Source organism: Paenibacillus sp. 203, from assembly GCF_037027525.1.
Classification (GTDB): domain Bacteria; phylum Bacillota; class Bacilli; order Paenibacillales; family Paenibacillaceae; genus Paenibacillus; species Paenibacillus polymyxa_B.
This window is the reverse complement of the sequence record NZ_JAXCHD010000001.1, coordinates 149,549-167,736: the sequence shown is the minus strand read 5'-3', so window position 1 is coordinate 167,736 and position 18,188 is coordinate 149,549. Positions and strand designations below refer to the sequence as shown.

General features: G+C 43.7%; 22 protein-coding genes. 14 read left to right on the top strand and 8 right to left on the bottom strand.

Annotated elements, in window-relative coordinates:
* The first annotated feature begins 28 nt into the window (after window positions 1-28).
* Window positions 29-769: an SDR family oxidoreductase gene (locus tag WA407_RS00780; RefSeq protein ID WP_235306742.1), complete on the top strand. Its 741-nt coding sequence runs from the start codon at window positions 29-31 to the stop codon at window positions 767-769.
* Window positions 770-805: 36 nt separating this feature from the next.
* Window positions 806-1,342, top strand: coding sequence for a Crp/Fnr family transcriptional regulator (locus tag WA407_RS00775; RefSeq protein WP_069290701.1), 537 nt, complete (start codon window positions 806-808; stop codon window positions 1,340-1,342).
* On the opposite strand, the gene WA407_RS00770 is transcribed toward WA407_RS00775, so the two are convergent.
* The 3 genes from WA407_RS00770 to WA407_RS00760 form a co-directional block, all read right to left on the bottom strand.
* Entirely contained in the window at window positions 1,275-1,796 is a 522-nt protein-coding gene (locus tag WA407_RS00770) for a DinB family protein (RefSeq protein ID WP_336076575.1), read from the bottom strand. The two genes, WA407_RS00775 and WA407_RS00770, sit on opposite strands and share 68 nt — an antisense overlap.
* 67 nt (window positions 1,797-1,863) lie before the next feature.
* Window positions 1,864-2,808: a helix-turn-helix transcriptional regulator gene (locus WA407_RS00765; RefSeq protein ID WP_336076574.1), complete on the bottom strand. Its 945-nt coding sequence runs from the start codon at window positions 2,806-2,808 to the stop codon at window positions 1,864-1,866.
* A 116-nt stretch (window positions 2,809-2,924) separates the two neighbouring features.
* Window positions 2,925-3,281: a nucleotide excision repair endonuclease gene (locus WA407_RS00760; protein WP_023991017.1), complete on the bottom strand. Its 357-nt coding sequence runs from the start codon at window positions 3,279-3,281 to the stop codon at window positions 2,925-2,927.
* Window positions 3,282-3,497: 216 nt separating this feature from the next.
* On the opposite strand from WA407_RS00760, the gene WA407_RS00755 reads away from it, so the two are divergent.
* The 7 genes from WA407_RS00755 to WA407_RS00725 all read left to right on the top strand — a co-directional run bounded on the left by WA407_RS00755 (window position 3,498) and on the right by WA407_RS00725 (window position 8,345).
* A complete protein-coding gene (locus WA407_RS00755; RefSeq protein WP_069290703.1) occupies window positions 3,498-4,121 on the top strand; it encodes an acetate uptake transporter in 624 nt (207 codons plus the stop codon).
* A 177-nt stretch (window positions 4,122-4,298) separates the two neighbouring features.
* Window positions 4,299-5,837, top strand: a complete 1,539-nt coding sequence (locus tag WA407_RS00750; protein ID WP_336076573.1) for an FAD-dependent oxidoreductase — start codon at window positions 4,299-4,301, stop codon at window positions 5,835-5,837.
* 165 nt (window positions 5,838-6,002) lie between these two features.
* The gene (locus tag WA407_RS00745; RefSeq protein WP_061829797.1) at window positions 6,003-6,254 is read left to right on the top strand and encodes a hypothetical protein; all 252 of its coding nucleotides are present in this window, start codon (window positions 6,003-6,005) and stop codon (window positions 6,252-6,254) included.
* A 41-nt stretch (window positions 6,255-6,295) separates the two neighbouring features.
* A complete protein-coding gene (locus tag WA407_RS00740) occupies window positions 6,296-6,676 on the top strand; it encodes a spore coat protein (protein WP_336076754.1) in 381 nt (126 codons plus the stop codon).
* Complete coding sequence (locus tag WA407_RS00735) at window positions 6,673-7,809, top strand: zinc-dependent alcohol dehydrogenase (protein WP_336076572.1); 1,137 nt, start codon at window positions 6,673-6,675, stop codon at window positions 7,807-7,809. Before WA407_RS00740 ends, WA407_RS00735 begins: the two co-directional genes overlap by 4 nt.
* 30 nt (window positions 7,810-7,839) lie before the next feature.
* Window positions 7,840-8,049, top strand: a complete 210-nt coding sequence (locus WA407_RS00730; RefSeq protein WP_235306748.1) for a hypothetical protein — start codon at window positions 7,840-7,842, stop codon at window positions 8,047-8,049.
* Window positions 8,046-8,345 carry a spore coat protein gene (locus tag WA407_RS00725; protein WP_025719163.1) on the top strand — a complete coding sequence of 100 codons (300 nt, stop codon included), beginning with the start codon at window positions 8,046-8,048 and terminating at the stop codon, window positions 8,343-8,345. Before WA407_RS00730 ends, WA407_RS00725 begins: the two co-directional genes overlap by 4 nt.
* Before the next feature lie 91 nt (window positions 8,346-8,436).
* Here the strand turns inward: WA407_RS00725 and WA407_RS00720 are convergent, their stop codons facing one another.
* Both WA407_RS00720 and WA407_RS00715 read right to left on the bottom strand, forming a co-directional pair.
* Entirely contained in the window at window positions 8,437-9,423 is a 987-nt protein-coding gene (locus WA407_RS00720; RefSeq protein WP_254328065.1) for an aldo/keto reductase, read from the bottom strand.
* Between the two features lie 174 nt (window positions 9,424-9,597).
* Window positions 9,598-10,227 carry a YfbR-like 5'-deoxynucleotidase gene (locus WA407_RS00715; protein ID WP_069290707.1) on the bottom strand — a complete coding sequence of 210 codons (630 nt, stop codon included), beginning with the start codon at window positions 10,225-10,227 and terminating at the stop codon, window positions 9,598-9,600.
* A gap of 218 nt (window positions 10,228-10,445) precedes the next feature.
* Here WA407_RS00715 and WA407_RS00710 point away from each other — a divergent pair, with 218 nt between their 5' ends.
* The 5 genes from WA407_RS00710 (at window position 10,446) to WA407_RS00690 (ending at window position 15,515) form a co-directional block, all read left to right on the top strand.
* On the top strand, window positions 10,446-11,141 hold the full coding sequence (locus WA407_RS00710) for a response regulator transcription factor (protein WP_235306750.1): 696 nt from the start codon (window positions 10,446-10,448) through the stop codon (window positions 11,139-11,141).
* A complete protein-coding gene (locus tag WA407_RS00705; protein WP_336076571.1) occupies window positions 11,134-12,138 on the top strand; it encodes a sensor histidine kinase in 1,005 nt (334 codons plus the stop codon). The genes WA407_RS00710 and WA407_RS00705 overlap by 8 nt, the downstream gene beginning before the upstream one ends.
* A gap of 102 nt (window positions 12,139-12,240) precedes the next feature.
* Window positions 12,241-13,002, top strand: a complete 762-nt coding sequence (locus tag WA407_RS00700; RefSeq protein WP_254328063.1) for an ABC transporter ATP-binding protein — start codon at window positions 12,241-12,243, stop codon at window positions 13,000-13,002.
* The gene (locus WA407_RS00695) at window positions 12,992-14,932 is read left to right on the top strand and encodes an ABC transporter permease (protein WP_250260055.1); all 1,941 of its coding nucleotides are present in this window, start codon (window positions 12,992-12,994) and stop codon (window positions 14,930-14,932) included. The genes WA407_RS00700 and WA407_RS00695 overlap by 11 nt, the downstream gene beginning before the upstream one ends.
* 187 nt (window positions 14,933-15,119) lie before the next feature.
* Window positions 15,120-15,515: a hypothetical protein gene (locus WA407_RS00690; RefSeq protein WP_336076570.1), complete on the top strand. Its 396-nt coding sequence runs from the start codon at window positions 15,120-15,122 to the stop codon at window positions 15,513-15,515.
* Window positions 15,516-15,521: 6 nt separating this feature from the next.
* Here WA407_RS00690 and WA407_RS00685 read toward each other — a convergent pair whose 3' ends face one another.
* From WA407_RS00685 to WA407_RS00675, 3 genes are all read right to left on the bottom strand, one after another.
* Window positions 15,522-16,496: an aldo/keto reductase family protein gene (locus tag WA407_RS00685; RefSeq protein WP_336076569.1), complete on the bottom strand. Its 975-nt coding sequence runs from the start codon at window positions 16,494-16,496 to the stop codon at window positions 15,522-15,524.
* 186 nt (window positions 16,497-16,682) lie between these two features.
* Entirely contained in the window at window positions 16,683-17,645 is a 963-nt protein-coding gene (locus WA407_RS00680; protein ID WP_235306756.1) for a radical SAM protein, read from the bottom strand.
* 97 nt (window positions 17,646-17,742) lie between these two features.
* Window positions 17,743-18,129, bottom strand: a complete 387-nt coding sequence (locus WA407_RS00675) for a hypothetical protein (protein WP_235306757.1) — start codon at window positions 18,127-18,129, stop codon at window positions 17,743-17,745.
* Window positions 18,130-18,188 lie beyond the last annotated feature (59 nt).

Below are 18,188 nucleotides of genomic sequence, written 5' to 3'. Positions count from 1 at the left end.
TAGATATGGAAAGCAGGGCTGAACACATATGGAGCATTTGGACGGAAAAACAGCAATTATCACCGGGTCCTCCAGAGGGATTGGACGTGCCATTGCCGAGCAACTGGCTGATCTAGGCGCTAATGTAATCATCAATTATGCCAGCAGTCCGGATAAAGCCCAAGAAGTCGTGGAGGGCATTATCCAAAAAGGCGGCAAAGCCATAGCACTTCACGCTGATCTGGGCAAAATGAGTGATATTGAAGCATTATTTACAAATACGATTGCTGAATTCGGTAAAGTGGATATTCTGGTTAACAACGCTGGGCTGATGATCACCCAACCTCTGGCTGAGGTAACCGAAGCTGATTTTGACAAACAATTCGCACTGAATGTAAAGGGCACTTTCTTTGCCTGTCAGCAAGCCATGAAATATATGGAGAACTACGGAAGAATCGTGAACCTGTCCACATCCGTGATCGGACAAATGTTCCCGGCATATAGCGTATACGCAGGTACCAAGGGCGCAGTGGAGCAATTTACACGTCAGCTAGCCAAGGAGTTCGGAAGCAAGCAAATTACGATCAACGCCGTGGCTCCCGGTCCTGTGAACACCGAGCTTTTCCAAGCAGGAAAAACCGAGCAGCAAATCGAAGGCATGAAAAAAATGAATGCTATGGGTCGGCTCGGCGAACCGGAAGATATCGCTGATGTGATTGAGTTCCTGGTCAGCGCCAAATCACAGTGGGTTACCGGGCAGACGATCCGCGTCAATGGCGGGTTTATCTAAAAGCTGGAATACATGGAATGGAGGCTATTTACGTTCATGATATTACACAAAGGCGAGACCTTATTTCGACAAGGAGAATCCGGTCCTTTATATCACTTAAAGAGCGGCTTGTTAAAAATTGTCCGAGTCCATGAAGACGGCTCGCAAATTTTAGTTAATGTGATTGTGCCCGATGAAATCATCCCGCACCACTCCCTGATCAGCCCCAATCCTTATTATGGTACAGCGGTGGCGTTGGTAACCTCTGAGATTGGGGTTTTGTCGCAAAAAGAATGGTATCTAAAGCTGGAGCAAGACCCAGCTCAATGTCGGGAGATCGCTTTGCAGCTACAGGACAAATTGCGCATGATGCAGCAACGAATTGACCAGCTCACCGAGGTGTCACCTGCCGAGAAGCTTCGGAAGCTTCAACGCTGGTTCCACTCCTACATCGCACCCGCCACGTTAACGGACGTGCTGACGCAGGAGGAAATCGGCCAGTTTATAGGGCTGCGTCGGGAGACGATTAATCGGCTATTGCGTGCTTCAAGCGCTCCTTCTGCAAAAGATGATGACGATAATGCATCTCGATGAGCGAAAACCATTCTCCAGCATTCAGCGCGCCGAAACTGGGATGAGAGACGGTAGACGGCCCTGTTGATTTCCCAACGGTTGGCTCAATCTCTCTCATCTTGCGGATCACGACGTTTAATCCCTCCACAATCTCTTCTTTGCTAGTGGGTTGTTGGGGAGTGTACTGCGGGGATGGTGGAACTTGGATACGCATTGGTGGAAAGCTCCCCAGATTAAAAATGGCCGTACCCGCCTCCGTTTTAACTCCGGTCCCCCCATTAGGCTGTAGACAAAGATCAATGTTCTTAAGATGCATATACAGTGCAGAGTTCACCAAATGAAGATACATTTGTCCAAGCGACCATTGACCCTCCTGAGGTGTGTACTGCAGTTGCTCCAAGCTAAAGCTGTCCAATTCAAGAAGATAGTGTTGTGCCGTTTCTTCGAAACGCTGTAATGTTTCAGTTGTATTCATATATTAATAATTGCCCCTCTCTATCAAAGTAGCTTTACTATACAAAAATGCTACTGACAGCATTATGTCAGTAGCATTTCAACATTTTTTCCACTTCCGTACGTATCCGCTCCCGGAGCGACTCAGGCTCCAGCACAACCATATCCGCGCCCCATCCAAGTACCCATTGCAGTAATTCCTCCGGCTGTCTGACGCGGAAGAGTATATGTAGTCCATCTGCACGCTCCTCTATGGCCTCCATATAAAAGTTGTTCGCTTCCTTCACCTTATCTGCGATATCCGAACGTGCTAGTATGCGAACAGTTACATGACGGTCATCGGTTTGCTTGTAATCCTGCAAATGAAAATCGGCGGGCAACTGAAACCTGTCCTCCAGCACGATAAGCTCGTCCATACGTGACAGACGGAAATGACGAAGCTGCTGCCTCAATTCACATTGCCCAATTAACACCCAAGAACCACGGAGCAGGACAAGACCATAAGGAGCGACCACACGCACACTTTGACGATTCCCGTCAGCCTCTGGCATTCTTTTGGAGTAGCCAAACTGTACTTTCCGTTTTTCCAATACAGCGAGACGCAGCGTTTCCAGATAGGTTTTCTCTCTATGGTTTGCTCCTTCACCCACTGCGAGCAGTCTGATGGTCGTACGCACCCGGGAGACTTCCCTGCGAACGCTCTCCGGTAAAATGGCTTCAATCTTTCTGCGGGAAGCTTGCGCCTTGATACCGTAGTCTGTATCAAATTTTTGTTCGACAAAATCCGTTCCGATTAGCAACGCCACAGCCTCTTCTGCGGTAAAGCTCAAGGGGGGCAGGAAGTACCCCTCCATCAAGGAATATCCAATGCCCGGTGCTCCTACAATCGGTACGCCCGATTCACTTAGAGCCTGAACATCCCGATAGATGGTCCTCACACTCGTTTCGAATATGGCTGCCAAATCCTCGGCTCGTACAATATCCTTACGCTGCAACTCTAGCAAGATCGCTAGCATACGATCTGTTTTATTCATACCACGGCCCCTCTCTGGAAGGATCAAAAATGCAAAAATGCAGAAATACAAAAAAGCAATAAGGGCAGTACAGTCACTGCGACTTATTGCTCTTTTTTCATATGGAAGTTACTCCATTACTTAAAAAATACTTTTTCGACGTTATATTTAGCCTTTTGTGAATTGATGATGTAGGTTTCATAAATTTCTCGCTCTACTGCATCTTCCACAATACAAACCTCAATAATCGCTACTTCGTTCCGCTTGTCCTTGATCGGCGATACGGTATCTTCAAAATGTTTTTTGATTCTTTGTCTCAGCTTTCTTGCTTTACCAACAAACAGCAATTCCTCCTGTGTGTTGTAGAACATAAAGATACCAGCCTTATCTCTAGGGATCAGGTGAAAGTCGGTAAATCCGTAAATATGGCTAAGCTCAGGGTTAACCTGTTTGGTAATCGTGATATCCGGAGTTGGAATTGTTATATTAATCACTATGTCACTTCCTCATTCTATATAGGTGTAAATATTATCACAAATCCTGCGGTAACACCATTTAATAATCCTTGCCCCATCACAAGACAGATCGGTAGAAATTTTATAACTTACCTACTATGCGAGTACGTCGGTTTCCGTTACAATATGTCAGTGTGATTCTGGCATCGGCAGATTGACGCGTACTTGAACATTATTGGAGGCTTCTATTTTTTTATGCAAAATGAATCTCATTCTAACGTAAAAATCATAACGGCCGATCCGAGTGCGATCGGCCTGTTTGGCTTGGCTATTGTAACGCTTGTGGCTTCATCCCAAAAGCTTGGCCTCACCGAAGGCTTAAGCTTCATCATCCCTTGGGCTATATTTCTCGGTGCTTTTGCACAGCTATTTGCCTCCATTCAGGATGCAAAACATAACAACACCTTCGGCATGACGGCATTTGGTGCTTACGCCTTCTTCTGGTTGGCCGTAGCCAGTAGCTGGATGATTAAAATGGGCGTATTCGGCTCAGAGCTGGCATCTGCTGTAGATGGCAAACAGCTCGGCTTTGCCTTTGCGGGCTATCTCATCTTTACGCTTTTCATGACCATTGGAGCGATGGAGACGCATAAGGTTCTATTCTTTATTTTTGTGTTGATTGATTTTCTGTTCCTCGGTCTTAGCTTCGATGCATTTGGCGTTGCCCCAGAGGTGTTCCATACCATCGCCGCTTATGCTGAAATGGGCATTGGTCTGCTCTCACTGTATGGTACAGGAGCTGCCGTTCTGAATGCTCATTTTGGCCGTACATTCCTGCCCGTCGGGCGTCCTTTCGGCATTTTTAAGCCACGTCCTTAGCTGTATATGTAAACCTACAAAGCCGCCTTTCGCGCCGATCCGCGTTAAGGACGGTTTTGTTTCTTTTCCATCACTCCCTCCGTATCAAAAAAAAACTAAAGAGAGTCGTTTAGTGAATATAAAAGCCCACAATGATAACAATATACATAAATTGTAATCAAAGGGGTATTTGTAAAAATGACACAAGGCGAATGTCGTACCACATTTCCGCAATTTCCCGAATCATATTGGTTAGCTTCAACTGACATCCCCAACTTTCCCAAACTTAGTGAAGATATTCAGGTGGATGTTGCCATTGTAGGTGCGGGGATTACTGGTATTACCACTGCTTATTTACTTTCTAAAAAAGGACTAAACGTCGCAGTCGTCGACGCAGGACGGATACTTCATGGAACAACGGGCCATACGACCGCCAAAATTACCGCACAACATGATTTGATCTACAGCGAGTTTCTTTCACATTTTGGCAAGGAAAAAACCCGACTCTATTATGAAGCTAACCGTGATGCTCTTCAATTTATCAGACAAACGGTAGAAGAGTATCATATCGATTGTCAATTTACAGAAGAAGATGCCTACGTTTATACATGTGCGGATACGCATGTGGAAAAAATCAACGACGAATATAAAGCTTACAAGGAACTTGGCATCCCGGGAAGTTATGTCGAACAAACGCCTCTGCCCTTTTCAACTAAAGCAGCTATTATGATGGAAAACCAAGCTCAGTTTAATCCGATTCCTTTCTTAAGGTATCTAGCCAATCAAGTCATCCGGCAAGGCGGGAAGATTTATGAGCAGACCACCGTTGTGGGTGTGGATAAGGGAACCCCCTCCATTATTAATACAAGCGACGGGCACAAAATCACCTGCAACTATGTCGTATCCTCCTCGCATTTTCCGTTCAATGATCCAAACAGTCTTTATTTTGCGCGATTGCATGCCGAGCGGTCTTATGTACTAGCGGTCAAGACGGACAAAACCTATCCGGGTGGTATGTACCTAAGTGCGGAAACCCCCAAACGTTCGCTTCGCTCTGTACTAATAAACGGTGAACCGATGGTCATCGTCGGTGGGGAAGGCCACAAAACGGGACAAGGAATCTGTACTTTCCAGTACTATGAAGCTTTACAAAAGTTTGCAGAGCAAACATTTGGATTAAAGGAGATCGTTTATCGCTGGTCGGCTCAAGACTTGTATACGCTAGACAAACTCCCTTATATTGGGCAGGAACTATCTAGCATTTCTAACATCCTCGTTGCTACGGGATATAGAAAATGGGGGATGACCACAAGTGTAGCGGCGGCTTTATTAAATACAAATCTGATTACCAGGGAGGAAAGCCCGTATCAGGATCTTTTCTCCCCTTCAAGATTTCATATGGACCCCGACATTAAAACATTTGTGACTCAAAATGCGAATGTGGCTAAACATTTGATTGCTGGGAAATTGGGGATCAACTACAAAAAAGCCGAAGAACTGCAGCACGACGAAGGGGCGGTCATTCGGGTGAACGGCAAAAGGGCGGGCGCATACCGAGACCCACAAGGAGCATTACACCTAGTGGACACAACATGCACCCATATGGGTTGCGAAGTCGAGTGGAATGAGGCGGAAAGAACATGGGATTGCCCTTGTCATGGCTCACGCTTTTCATATCAAGGCGAAGTCATTGAAGGTCCGGCCAAAAAATCGCTTGGCAAGGTTGAAGGGGAATAGCACCAACCTTTGAAGGAGACTCAAGAGCACAGGCCTTACTGGAATCGCTCGCTGGTCTTCCAAAAGAGTCCCCCTCGTTCGGTAACCTAACCTTTTCATAGCTCTGAATAAACATAGTTACGCTGGACAACATACCTTTGAGAATCATAAAAGAAAGGTGATCCTATGATAAGCCAACAGTCTGCATTAGCGGCGCATGAGTCCCTAGAGATCCACGAAGCGCTAAATTTTAAAACGTTATGCTTAGCCAAGTCCAAATTAATGCAGGGCTTGGTATTCGATCAAGAGCTAAAGGATTTAATGGAAAAAGATGTTCAGCAATCTATACAAGCTATTGCCGATTTGCAAGCATTGTATGTTAAAGCACCGTTTCAGGCACCTGTTCCAGAATTCCGACCAACACCAATTTTAAATTGAGGTGAAATGATGTGACATTAAATCAGACCCAGTCCGCAAGAATGGATTATGTGGATCCAAAAAACTCATTAAATATGCCGGAAATGGCAGACATGACATTTGCGATGGACTTTCTGATTCGCGTCAAGGAAGGGGTTCGAAATACAGCCATAGCCTTGACGGAAACCGTCTCTCCAGATGCCAGAACTCTGTTGCGCAATCAATTGCATCAAGGCATCGCGTTTCATCAGGAAATCACTGATCTTATGGTACGAAAAAAATGGTTTCATCCCTATGATCTGCAAAAGCAGTATCAATTGGATCAACTATCAGCCAACAAGACGGTGGACATCAGTAAAATGAAACTGTTCCCAGACAATACCACCCGCAAGGGTATGTTTGATCGCACGCCGGACGAACATATGGGAGGAAACCAGGCATGAAAGCAGTGACCTACCAAGGTATCAAAAACGTGGTGGTTAAAGATGTCCCGGACCCGAGTATTCATAAAGCCGACGATGCGATTGTCAGACTGACGACAACCGCTATTTGTGGTTCAGATCTGCATCTCATTCATGGAATGATTCCGAATCTACAAGAGGATTATGTAATTGGGCATGAGCCGATGGGGGTTGTAGAGGAAGTCGGCAGCGGCGTAACCAACTTGAAAAAGGGAGACCGCGTGATCATTCCGTTCAACATAGCGTGCGGTGAATGCTTTTATTGTAAAAACCAATTGGAAAGCCAATGTGATCATTCTAATGAGCATGGAGAAATGGGCGGTTTTTTCGGCTATTCAGGAACAACTGGTGGATATCCGGGTGGACAAGCTGAATATTTACGTGTGCCTTTTGCCAACTTCACTCACTTCAAAATTCCGGAGAGTTGTGAACATTCTGACGAGAAGCTCTGCTTGATCTCTGATGCCATGACCACTGCGTTCTGGAGCGTCGATAATGCAGGGGTAACGGACGGGGATACTGTCATTGTTATTGGCTGTGGGCCGGTAGGTTTGTTAGCGCAAAAGTTCGCCTGGTTCAAAGGGGCAAAACGAGTCATTGCGGCAGACTATCTGGATTATCGTCTGCAACATGCGAAGCGTACCAATCACGTGGAGATCGTTAATGTGGAATCGCAAGAAAACGTTGGCAACTACCTGAAGGAGATGACCAAAGGAGGCGCGGACGTAGTTATTGATTGTTCCGGCATGAGCGGTAAAATGTCTCCGCTAGAATCCTTGGCTTCTGGTCTCAAACTTCACGGTGGAGCTTTAGGAGGATTGGTCATAGCCACACAAGCTGTCCGCAAAGGCGGGACCATTCAAGTTACCGGTGTATACGGCGGACGATATAACGGTTTTCCTTTGGGAGACATTTTTCAGCGAAATGTTAATTTACGTACGGGACAAGCTCCCGTTATTCACTATATGCCCTATATGTATGAGCTGATTGATACGGGAAAGGTGGACCCAGGAGACGTTGTTACACACGTCATTCCGTTAAGCGACGCCAAACGTGGATATGAAATTTTCGATACCAGACAAGACAATTGCATCAAAGTGGTACTTAAACCTTAACTATATATTTTGAATGGAGGCAAACGTCATATGGTGTATGGCCTGCATGAAACCCTTGAAGTCCATGAACTGTCAGCGTTCAAGGCAGTATGTCTTACCAAGTCCAAAACAATGCAAGCATTAATCTCTGATCCGACTCTCAAAGCTATATTACAGCAGGATGTTGACTTATCAACCCGCCAAATACAAGAACTCGGCACCCTCTTAGATCAAGCCATTTCACAGGAGGTTAAGCCATGAATACACTGTTGGAGCATTTGACCGGACTGCATACCTTAACGGACCAAGTCATTGCAGCCGATTTTCTGAACGCGGCCAAAAGCGGTGTGAGAAATTACGCTATGGCCGTAACAGAAGCGGGAACTCCAGAAATTAAGGCAATTCTTACAAAGCAACTGGATGAAGCTATTGATACGCATGAACAAATTTCCACATACATGATTGAACGCGGCTGGTATCACCCTTGGAACGTAAAAGAGCAGCTTTCGATGGATCTGCAAAATATCAATACTGCATTGCAAGCTCCCGTTTTGTAAAAAGATAACTTTGGCCGTATGAAACCCGCAAAGCCTTCTTTCACGCCGATCCGCGTGAAAGAAGGCTTTTGGGTTTATCTCATTATCTTCATTATTCAGCTTGCCAATTCGGCATCCGCTCTGCAGGATACCGAAGGCCTGCTGCCATTCCTTTGGGGATGATTGCGTTAATAGCTTCCATTTCCTGTGCGGATAAAACCACATCGACGGCTCCTGCATTTTCCTCTAAATACGTAACCCGCTTGGTTCCTGGAATCGGTACAATTCCCTCTTGCGCAAGCAGCCATGCTAACGCCAGTTGAGAAGGTTTGACCCCTTTTTGGGCAGCAAGGTCCTTAACATGCTGCACGAGATCCAGATTTTTCTGGAAATTCTCAGGTTGAAAACGTGGCACAGAGCGACGGAAATCATCTTCTGCAAAATCATCAAACTTCTGAATTTGCCCGCTCAAAAAGCCGCGTCCAAGTGGACTGTAGGCCACAAATTCGATGCCCAGTTCCTTACACGTCGGTATAACTTCATCTTCTGCTTCCCGGCTCCATAAGGAGTATTCCGTTTGCAGGGCTGTAATCGCATGTACCTTGTGAGCGCGTCGAATGAGCCCAGGAGAAGCTTCGGACAGCCCCAAATAGCGGACTTTTCCCGCCTGAACCAGGTCACTCATCGCACCCACCGTTTCCTCGATAGGTACATTCGGATCGACACGGTGCTGGTAGTACAAATCAATCACATCTACTCCTAGTCTTTGCAGACTGCGGTCGCATGCCTCTTTTACATATTCGGGACGGCCGCTTACCCCCATAAATGCGCCATCTTCCCCACGCATAATAGAAAATTTAGTAGCTAACACTACTTCGTCACGGTGGTTCCGCAAAACTTGGCTAATCAGTTTTTCATTTTTCCCCACACCGTAGACATCGGCAGTATCCCAGAAGTTTATCCCTAGCTCCAGCGCACGATGAAGCGTTTTGATCGACTCCTGATCGTTCAACTCACCGTAATATTCGGACATACCCATGCAGCCCAGACCCAGTGCAGATACTTGAAGGTCACTGTTACCCAGTTGTTTCTTTTTCATTTGTATCACTCCTCAATTCTCAGAATAGTCATCGCATTTCCTAATCACTACGTCACATTCCGTATGTTACTACTTAAAGTTAACTTGAAGTCAAGCGTTGTCTGGTTTTGCAAGGGGAATTATTATGTATGGACAGAAGCGCTTCAGTAGCTTCTGGACGGTAGGGGAATTCATTTACAAAGCTAAGGCTTCTTCCGTAATCTTTTTGATATCAATGGATGAGGGCGTTTCTTCCTTAACCATATCGGGCAGGATATTTTCCAAAAAATAATTAACGCAGTGTAATTGAATATTCTTGATTTTCACAAGTGCATTACGGTACATGACTATAAATTCTTTTTCAGTATTTCCCCGCTGAAGCTCAGCAAATGCTTCGTACACCTGATCCATTTTGTCCGCAACTTCAAGGATTAAACCTTCTACAGAATCATCTTTACCCTCCCTTAGCTGTTTGCGAAAAATGGCTTTAAAATCCTCGGGAATATTCTCTTCAATAAAATACTCAACCATACCTTCTTCGACCTGCTGGATTAATAGCCGTAGTTCCTTAGAGGAATGCTTAACGGGCGTTTTGATGTCTCCAATAAAAATCTCCCCGTAATCGTGACTGCTCGTAATCTCGTATAGCTTTTTCCAGTCAATACTGACACCATTTCTTTCTTCAATATCAGCCAGCGTTTTGGCATATTGCACCACTTTCCAGGAATGAGCCGATACGCTGTGTTCCTCAAATTTAAACTTCCCTGGACAACGGATGATTCTTTCCAGCTCATTTAGCGACCGAAAATACGTGTGAATTCCCATCATTGCATCCATCCTTTAAATTATATGAGATAGTCAATATAAACCCACTATAAACCTCAACTATTAACAGTAGATTATCGCAATATCAAGTTGAGTCCACCATGTAGCACATACACAATTTTTGCTATACTCTTTATAAAAGAGGAGTTTGCAAAATCCAATAAGCGACTGGAATCGAATTTTCCAAAAACCAAAAAAAGTATAAAGTGGTGAAATCGTTGTTCAAAATCTTACTAATTGAAGATGATGAAACTTTGTTCCATGAAATGAAGGATCGGTTAACTCAATGGAACTATGATGTGTATGGCATCCAGGACTTTAATAAAGTCATTCAGGAATTCACAACGATAAAGCCTGATCTGGTCGTGATAGATATTCAATTGCCGAAATTTGATGGGTTTCATTGGTGTCGAATGATTCGATCCCACTCTAACGTCCCCATCCTTTTCTTATCGTCACGGGATCATCCTACGGATATGGTGATGTCGATGCAGCTTGGAGCAGATGATTTTATCCAAAAACCGTTTCATTTTGATGTACTCATTGCAAAATTACAGGCGACACTCCGCCGCGTATATAATTACAATACAGAACCCGTCTCCCTGAAAACATGGTGTGGAGCGACGGTCGATTATGAAAAAAATGTAGTAGCCAATGAGGCTGGCTCCATCGAATTAACCAAGAACGAGATTTTTATTTTGAAGTTGCTAATCGAACAAAAAAATAAAATTGTCGCACGAGAAGAATTAATTAAAAGCCTCTGGGATGATGAACGTTTTGTCAGCGACAATACCCTGACCGTCAACTTGAACCGCCTGCGTAAAAAATTAGACGAGCTGGATTTGGGCCGTTTCATTGAAACGAAAGTCGGACAAGGCTACATGGCTACAGAAGAGGCACCTTCCTATGATTAAAAAATATCTTATAGAGAGGCGGAGCTGGATTCTACTGTTTGTATGCCAGCAATTTCTGATCCTGTTCATTGCTTATGTGGATGCAGCAATTCCGTTAATGCCCATCCTTTATATCGTCTTCTTATCCATGATGATTTTCTTGGTTTTTTTAATCATGCGCTATCCCAAGGAAACCAAATTCTATACAACACTAGAAGAATGGAGGAGCCCTCTTGAACTAACGGGTATAGGCGAACCGGAGAGTCCGTTTGAGCAAATCATTGAACAAAAAATCACTGACCAGACCGAACGGTTACAACAGATCATCTCGCAAAATCAATTGACACTTGAACATGAAAAAGATGAACTATTATCCTGGATTCATGAGGTAAAAACGCCTTTGACCACCATGCATTTGATGATTGAGCGGTTGGACGATAAGCCCCTAAAAGCTCAGTTAACCTATGAATGGCTACGAATCCACTTACTGCTGGATCAGCAGCTCCATCACAAACGCATATCCTTTATTGAAAATGATCTGTATGTCGAGCAAGTGAATTTAAAATCTCTGGTTTTTAATGAAATCAAAGCATTACAGTCATGGTGCATCCAAAAAGGGATCGGTTTTGACATCCAATTGGAGCACATGGAAGTGCTGAGTGATGCCAAATGGCTGGCCTTTATCATCAGACAGCTCTTAACTAATGCCATCAAATATAGCGATGCCAGTGATATTATCATTCACAGCTATGAACAGAGGGATCGAATACAGCTTGAGATCCAAGACTTTGGGCGCGGTATTGATCCGAAGGATATACCCCGTATTTTCGAGAAAGGTTTTACCTCCACAACCCAACATTCTGATTATACTTCAACGGGCATGGGGTTATATTTAACGAAAAAAGCAGCCCAGTCCTTGCTCATACATATAGATGTGCACTCCACACTGAACGTGGGTACAACCTTCACTTTAATTTTTCCCAAACGAAATGATTTCGTGAGCATGGTGAGCATGTGACAGAGATGTCACATGCTTTTATGTATTGTTCGCCCAATCAAAGGAAAAACATCGGCTCTATTTTTATAATAAGGCTACAAGAACAATAAGGAGTGCATCGAAGTGAATATTTTAGAAGCCCATAAAATTCATAAAAGCTACGGTAATAAGTTAAATATGCAGGAGGTTTTGAAGGGAATAGATATTCTTATTGAAGAAGGGGAATTTGTCAGTATTATGGGAGCCTCCGGCTCAGGTAAAACCACACTGCTGAATGTTCTTTCCTCTATTGATAAAGTGAGCCAAGGTTCCATTAAAATCAATGATATCGAAATGACGAAAATGAAAGAAAAGCAACTGGCTGAATTTCGCAAACAGCATTTAGGCTTTATTTTTCAAGAGTATAATCTGCTGGATACGCTAACCGTGAAGGAGAATATTCTCTTACCCTTATCCATCACCAAAACGCCTAAAAAAGAAGCCAACCAAAAATTTCAGGAAGTAGCTACAGAACTGGGAATTTATGAACTCAAGGACAAATACCCTAATGAAATCTCGGGTGGACAGAAGCAGCGTACATCTGCGGCCAGAGCGTTTATTCATGAGCCCAGTATTATTTTTGCCGATGAACCTACGGGTGCGCTGGATTCCAAGTCGGCCTCCGATTTATTAAATAAGCTGGGCCAGTTGAACCAAAAACGCAAGGCGACCATTATTATGGTCACGCATGATCCTGTCGCAGCCAGCCATTGCAGTCGGGTCATTTTTATTAAGGATGGGCAGATGTATACGCAGCTTCATAAAGGCGAGCAGGAAAGACAAAGCTTCTTCCAGGATATCATGAAAACCCAAGGGGTCTTAGGCGGGGTCCAATATGAACATTAATCTGCTCATTCTAAAGAATTTGAAAAAAAATCTAAAGAATTATTACCTGTATGTTTTTGCTCTCATTTTTAGTGTTGCGCTCTATTTCGCTTTCGTCACATTACAATACGATCCTTCCATGGACGAAGTGAAGGGTTCTGTTAAAGGGGCAGCTTCCATAAGGGCAGCTTCCGTTTTATTGGTCGCCATTGTCTGCATCTTCCTTTTATATGCTAATAATATCTTTATAAAAAGACGCAGCAAAGAAATTGGCCTATTTCAATTGATCGGAATGACCAAAAACAAAATTTTCCGCATCCTGAGTGCTGAAAACTTAATTCTATACTTCAGTTCCCTGTTTATTGGAATCGGAGTTGGATTTTCCTTTTCTAAATTAGTGATCATGATCTTATTTAAGACGACAGGCGTCGAAGCCATTGCCACTCTATATTTCTCTAACCAAGCACTGATTCAAACACTCATCGTTTTTTGTATCATCTACCTGTTGATCATGCTCATGAATTATTCCTTTATCAAGAGACAAAGTATTTTATCTTTGTTCAGAGTGAACTCAACCACCGAAGGGAAAATCAAGAAAATAACGATCTATGAGATGATCATCGGGATCATTGGCATCTCTCTCATCGCTTTAGGTTACTATGTTTCCTCCAAATTATTTGGCGGAGACTTTACATCCATGAATGAATTGTTTATGGCTATGGTGTTTATTTTGGGCACTGTCATCATCGGAACACTACTTTTTTATAAAGGATCTATCCGCTTTATTTCCAATATCATCAGAAAAAGTAAAGGCGGCTATTTGAACATTAATGAGGTGCTATCTCTCTCATCCATTATGTTCCGCATGAAATCCAATGCTTTGTTGTTGACCATTATTACAACAGTATCGGCACTTGCCATCGGTTTACTTTCCTTAAGCTATATCGCCTATTATTCTGCGGATCAATCAGCTGAGGACAATGTACCTTCCCATTTTGCAATGACGAATGAACCGGATGCTGAGAAATTCAAAACGTTACTTCAGGAGCATGACATAAAGTATCGTGAGAAGAAAATTGAAGTTATTCAAGTCAGTGTGGGCACAGCGCAAATCATGGAGACTCCTCTGGAAGGGTTAAATATCGGTGCGAATTCCATGACGTTGCCTGTCATAAGCGATCAATCTGTGGAGGGTACGGATGTATCTCCAGGTCAAGCAATTTTAATGGGCTATAATGATCTGTTACAGAAATTTATGTCCTTGAAAAACTTTGGTCCATTGGATTTGAAGGGAAAAAAAGAAGTCATACATCAACAATATTTGGGTCTAAAAAAGGAGTATGTGATTCCCTACTATTTTACAGCCGGGGGACTACCCACTGCCATTGTAGACGAAACCATATTTGAGCGGTTAAAGAAAGATGTAAATCCTGAGATTCAAAAGAAATCATCCTTATATATTGGAATTGATATGATAAATGCAGAACAGATTGAAGAAGCCAATCGTCTCTTTGCAGCTGCGGATTTTAATGATCAACAAACATCACGCCTTGAAATGAGCAGCAATCAGAAGCGGAACATGGGAGTGATCATGTTTGTAGTTGGATTTTTAGGACTCACCTTTCTCATTACATCAGGATGTATCCTTTATTTTAAGCAAATGGATGAGAGCGAAGACGAAAAAGCCAATTACACCGTGTTAAGAAAGTTAGGGTTCACTCAAAGTGACCTGCTTAGAGGTATTAAAATAAAACAACTCTTTAACTTCGGCATCCCATTAGTGATTGGCCTTTCACATAGCTATTTCGCCGTCCAATCCGGCTGGTTCTTGTTTGGAACTGAAATTTGGATGCCTATGATCATCGTTATGGTGCTGTACACCGCCTTATATTCCATTTTTGGGATACTATCCATCCTGTATTATAAAAAGGTCATTAAATCAGCATTATAATCGGCAAAAAGCAAAAAAAGCCCCAGGCGAAAGCGCTGGGGATTTTCCAAATATTTGAGCATTTTCGTTCCTATGTGTACAATAAAATAACTATCATCGTAACCCCAAAGGGGGAGAGCTTATTTTATTATTAATCATCAATGGCATCGGCATCTTAGCCAATATCATACTTGGTTCCTCTGTAGGCGTGGCTATTATCGTAGGAATCGTCTTTTTCCTGATTGGCTTGCCTGAGTTTAAAAAATCGCCGAGACTTACGAAAGAGGCTAAAAAAGATATCACCTATATTATGTCGACCCTATTAACTCTTGTTATATTCGTAGTTATCGTTTCTTGGAACCTCCATACTTCAGGTGACCTGTTTCTTGAAGGTCCGCTAACACCGCAAATGAAGTTTCACTGGGGACAAAAGGTGTTGATGCTAGGATTACTGGAGGGTTTATGGGCTGTCATCAGCCTAAAATGGCTGTTGCCCATCTTTTTTGATCCGCTGGATCTCAGTAAAAAGCAAATCCTTGTTTTAGTGAGCGGGATTGTATTTAGTGTGGGTTCAGGTATTTATGCCATGCTTGAAGCAAGTTAAAAATGCTTAACGCAAAGGTGCAAAACCCTCTGCTTGCTTCAGAATTCGCTCAATTTCCACGCATGTCTCCGGTTGTAGCGTCACTTCGACTGCTTTCACATTCTCTTCAATTTGTGCCGGTTTAGTAGCCCCAATGAGTGCAGCGCTGATACCCGGTTCTCTCAGAATCCAGGCAAGCGCGAGCTGTGACAGGGTGACACCCAAGTCCTTCGCCAGCTTATCCAGATCCTGAACACAGTTTAGAACGGTATCGTTCATGTAACTGCTGATGACATTATTGACAGAGGCATCAGCCCCCCGGCTACCCGTCGGTAAAGGCTGTCCCGGCTTGTATTTACCCGTGAGAATCCCTTGAGCCAGAGGCGAAAATACGATTTGGCCAATACCTATCTGTCCGGATACAGGAAGTACCTCATGTTCGATATAACGTTCGAACATATTATAGATCGGCTGATTGGCAATCAGCGGGCGCAAATTCAGCCTTTTTCCAATCCCATAAGCATCCGTGAGCTGGGCAGCACTCCATTCACTGACAGCAGCGTACAGAATCTTACCCTGAGCCTGAAGGTCATCGAGCGCTCTCAGCGTCTCTTCCAAAGGAGTATCCGAATCATAACGATGACAGAAGTACATGTCGATATAATCCGTACCAAGACGCTTCAGACTCGCTTCACATTGCTCCATAATATGCTTGCGTGACAGTCCCCTGTCATTGGGACCGGAATCCATAGGGAAGTACACCTTGGTAGATAACACATAGCTCTCTCTTCGATAAGGCTTCAAGGCAGCTCCCATAGCCTTCTCGCCTTCTCCCCGGTTATACGCGTTCGCGGTATCAAAGAAATTAATCCCGAGTTCAAAGGCTTTGGCAATACAGGTATGAGCTGCTTCCTGCTCGGCGGCTGTACCGTACGTCAACCAGCTCCCTAGACCGATTTCACTAATTTTAAGACCACTGTTGCCTACATTTCTATATTTCATATCTACTCCTTCTTTCATAAGAGGATCATATTTTTATATTTTAACATGTAAACCCTTTCATTAAAACAAATGAGGATTTTGCAAAATCCTGAAATAATAAAGGATTCATGGAGTTACATGAAGGACATCTACCATCCAACCTATTTGGATGGTAGATGCTCATAGCCTCACAATCTTAAATCATGTCTACTTGCTTCCTACAGGAAAAAGCGCATCATATGCAGGACAAGGCAGTTTATCGAGAAACTCCTCAAGCTGCTTCGGTTTATTTTTATAAATATCCTTTAGGGAAGTTTCATTATAAATATTGCCGATGACCACAGGGTGGCATAGCTCACAGATCAGGATGTCCCCGTTCCCGTGAAGATGGAGCTGTTTTTTACCATCAACGCAGTTGGAAAAATAAACACCCGGCTGTTCCTTGAAGCCCAGTGCTTCTGCAAAACGGTCCATACAGGTGAAATACAGCACAGTATCGTCCTTTTTATGTGCAATCAGGTCATGAACGGAACGAACGAGCGCTTCCTTGGTAGAAATAGCGTTCCAGTTCGTATGATCCATCACGATACTGTTTTGGATTTCATGGATGCGCACACCGAGTTCATATACCTTTTCACTAATGGCTGGCATGTTGTTCTGCGTCTCTGCAAACAGCAACGTCTCCAGCACCGTTTCTAGCTTGGCTTCGGTACATAACCGAATATTCTGTACAATCTTCTCATACATGCGAGGATGTACATGATAATAAGCTGCATACTTATCGGCATCCGTGAAGTTGAAGGAGATATGAATATTGGAAAGTCCTGCATCACGCAGTTTCTCAATTCGTTCAGGGCTGAGCAAGCTGGCATTGGTGTTGAGCTGGGTAGCGATGCCCTTGCTTGAACAGTGAGCCACGATGTCCAGACAATCCTCATATTTCAAGGTCACTTCTCCCCCGGACAGTCGCACACGTTTTAACGTTGGAATGTCATCAATAATATCAATGACTTCTTTGCTGCTGATGCATTGCCCGTCGTTCCGCTGATACGCACAGCAGTAATCACACTTGAAGTTGCAATTGGAGGTAACCCCGACTTCCAGTCCCTCCAGCTCGTAGATGCCCGGCTTTTCCAGTTCAAGTGCTTTATATTTGTTGTCTATACTCACTTTCTCATGATCCTCCCAATCTCAGGCTTAAGTCTTGAATTCCCTTGAGATTATACAGATGGGAGCGGTTTGTAGATATGACATTGGTAACGGCGGGCTACTTGACAGAAGTAAGAAATTCTTTATCTACATACTTATACGTCTCAAATAAACCTTGAGAGCCATAAGGCACATCTAATTCATGTCCATTCAAAGTAATATAGGATTGCCCTGTTACGGCTAACTCCTGATGAAAAGGATCTATCTTTTTAATGTTTTCTACATTTGTAAATGAAAAAACCCATATCTCAGCATTCGTAGCTAAGTCACCCGCTGCAATGACTAACTCGTTAGTTCCATCATGATCAAAGTCGTAAACGCTCGCTTGAAGCCTATAGCCTGCTTTCAATTCCCCAAACTCGTCAAAGGCTTCCGATTCTCCAGTTGAAGACAGGTCGAGCGGCCAACCTGTAGACTCGGAAGGGAATACCACCAACGTTTTCACCCCGTTAGGATGATCCATCCCTTTTCATAAATTTCAAACCCCGTTCCTTTCACATTTAT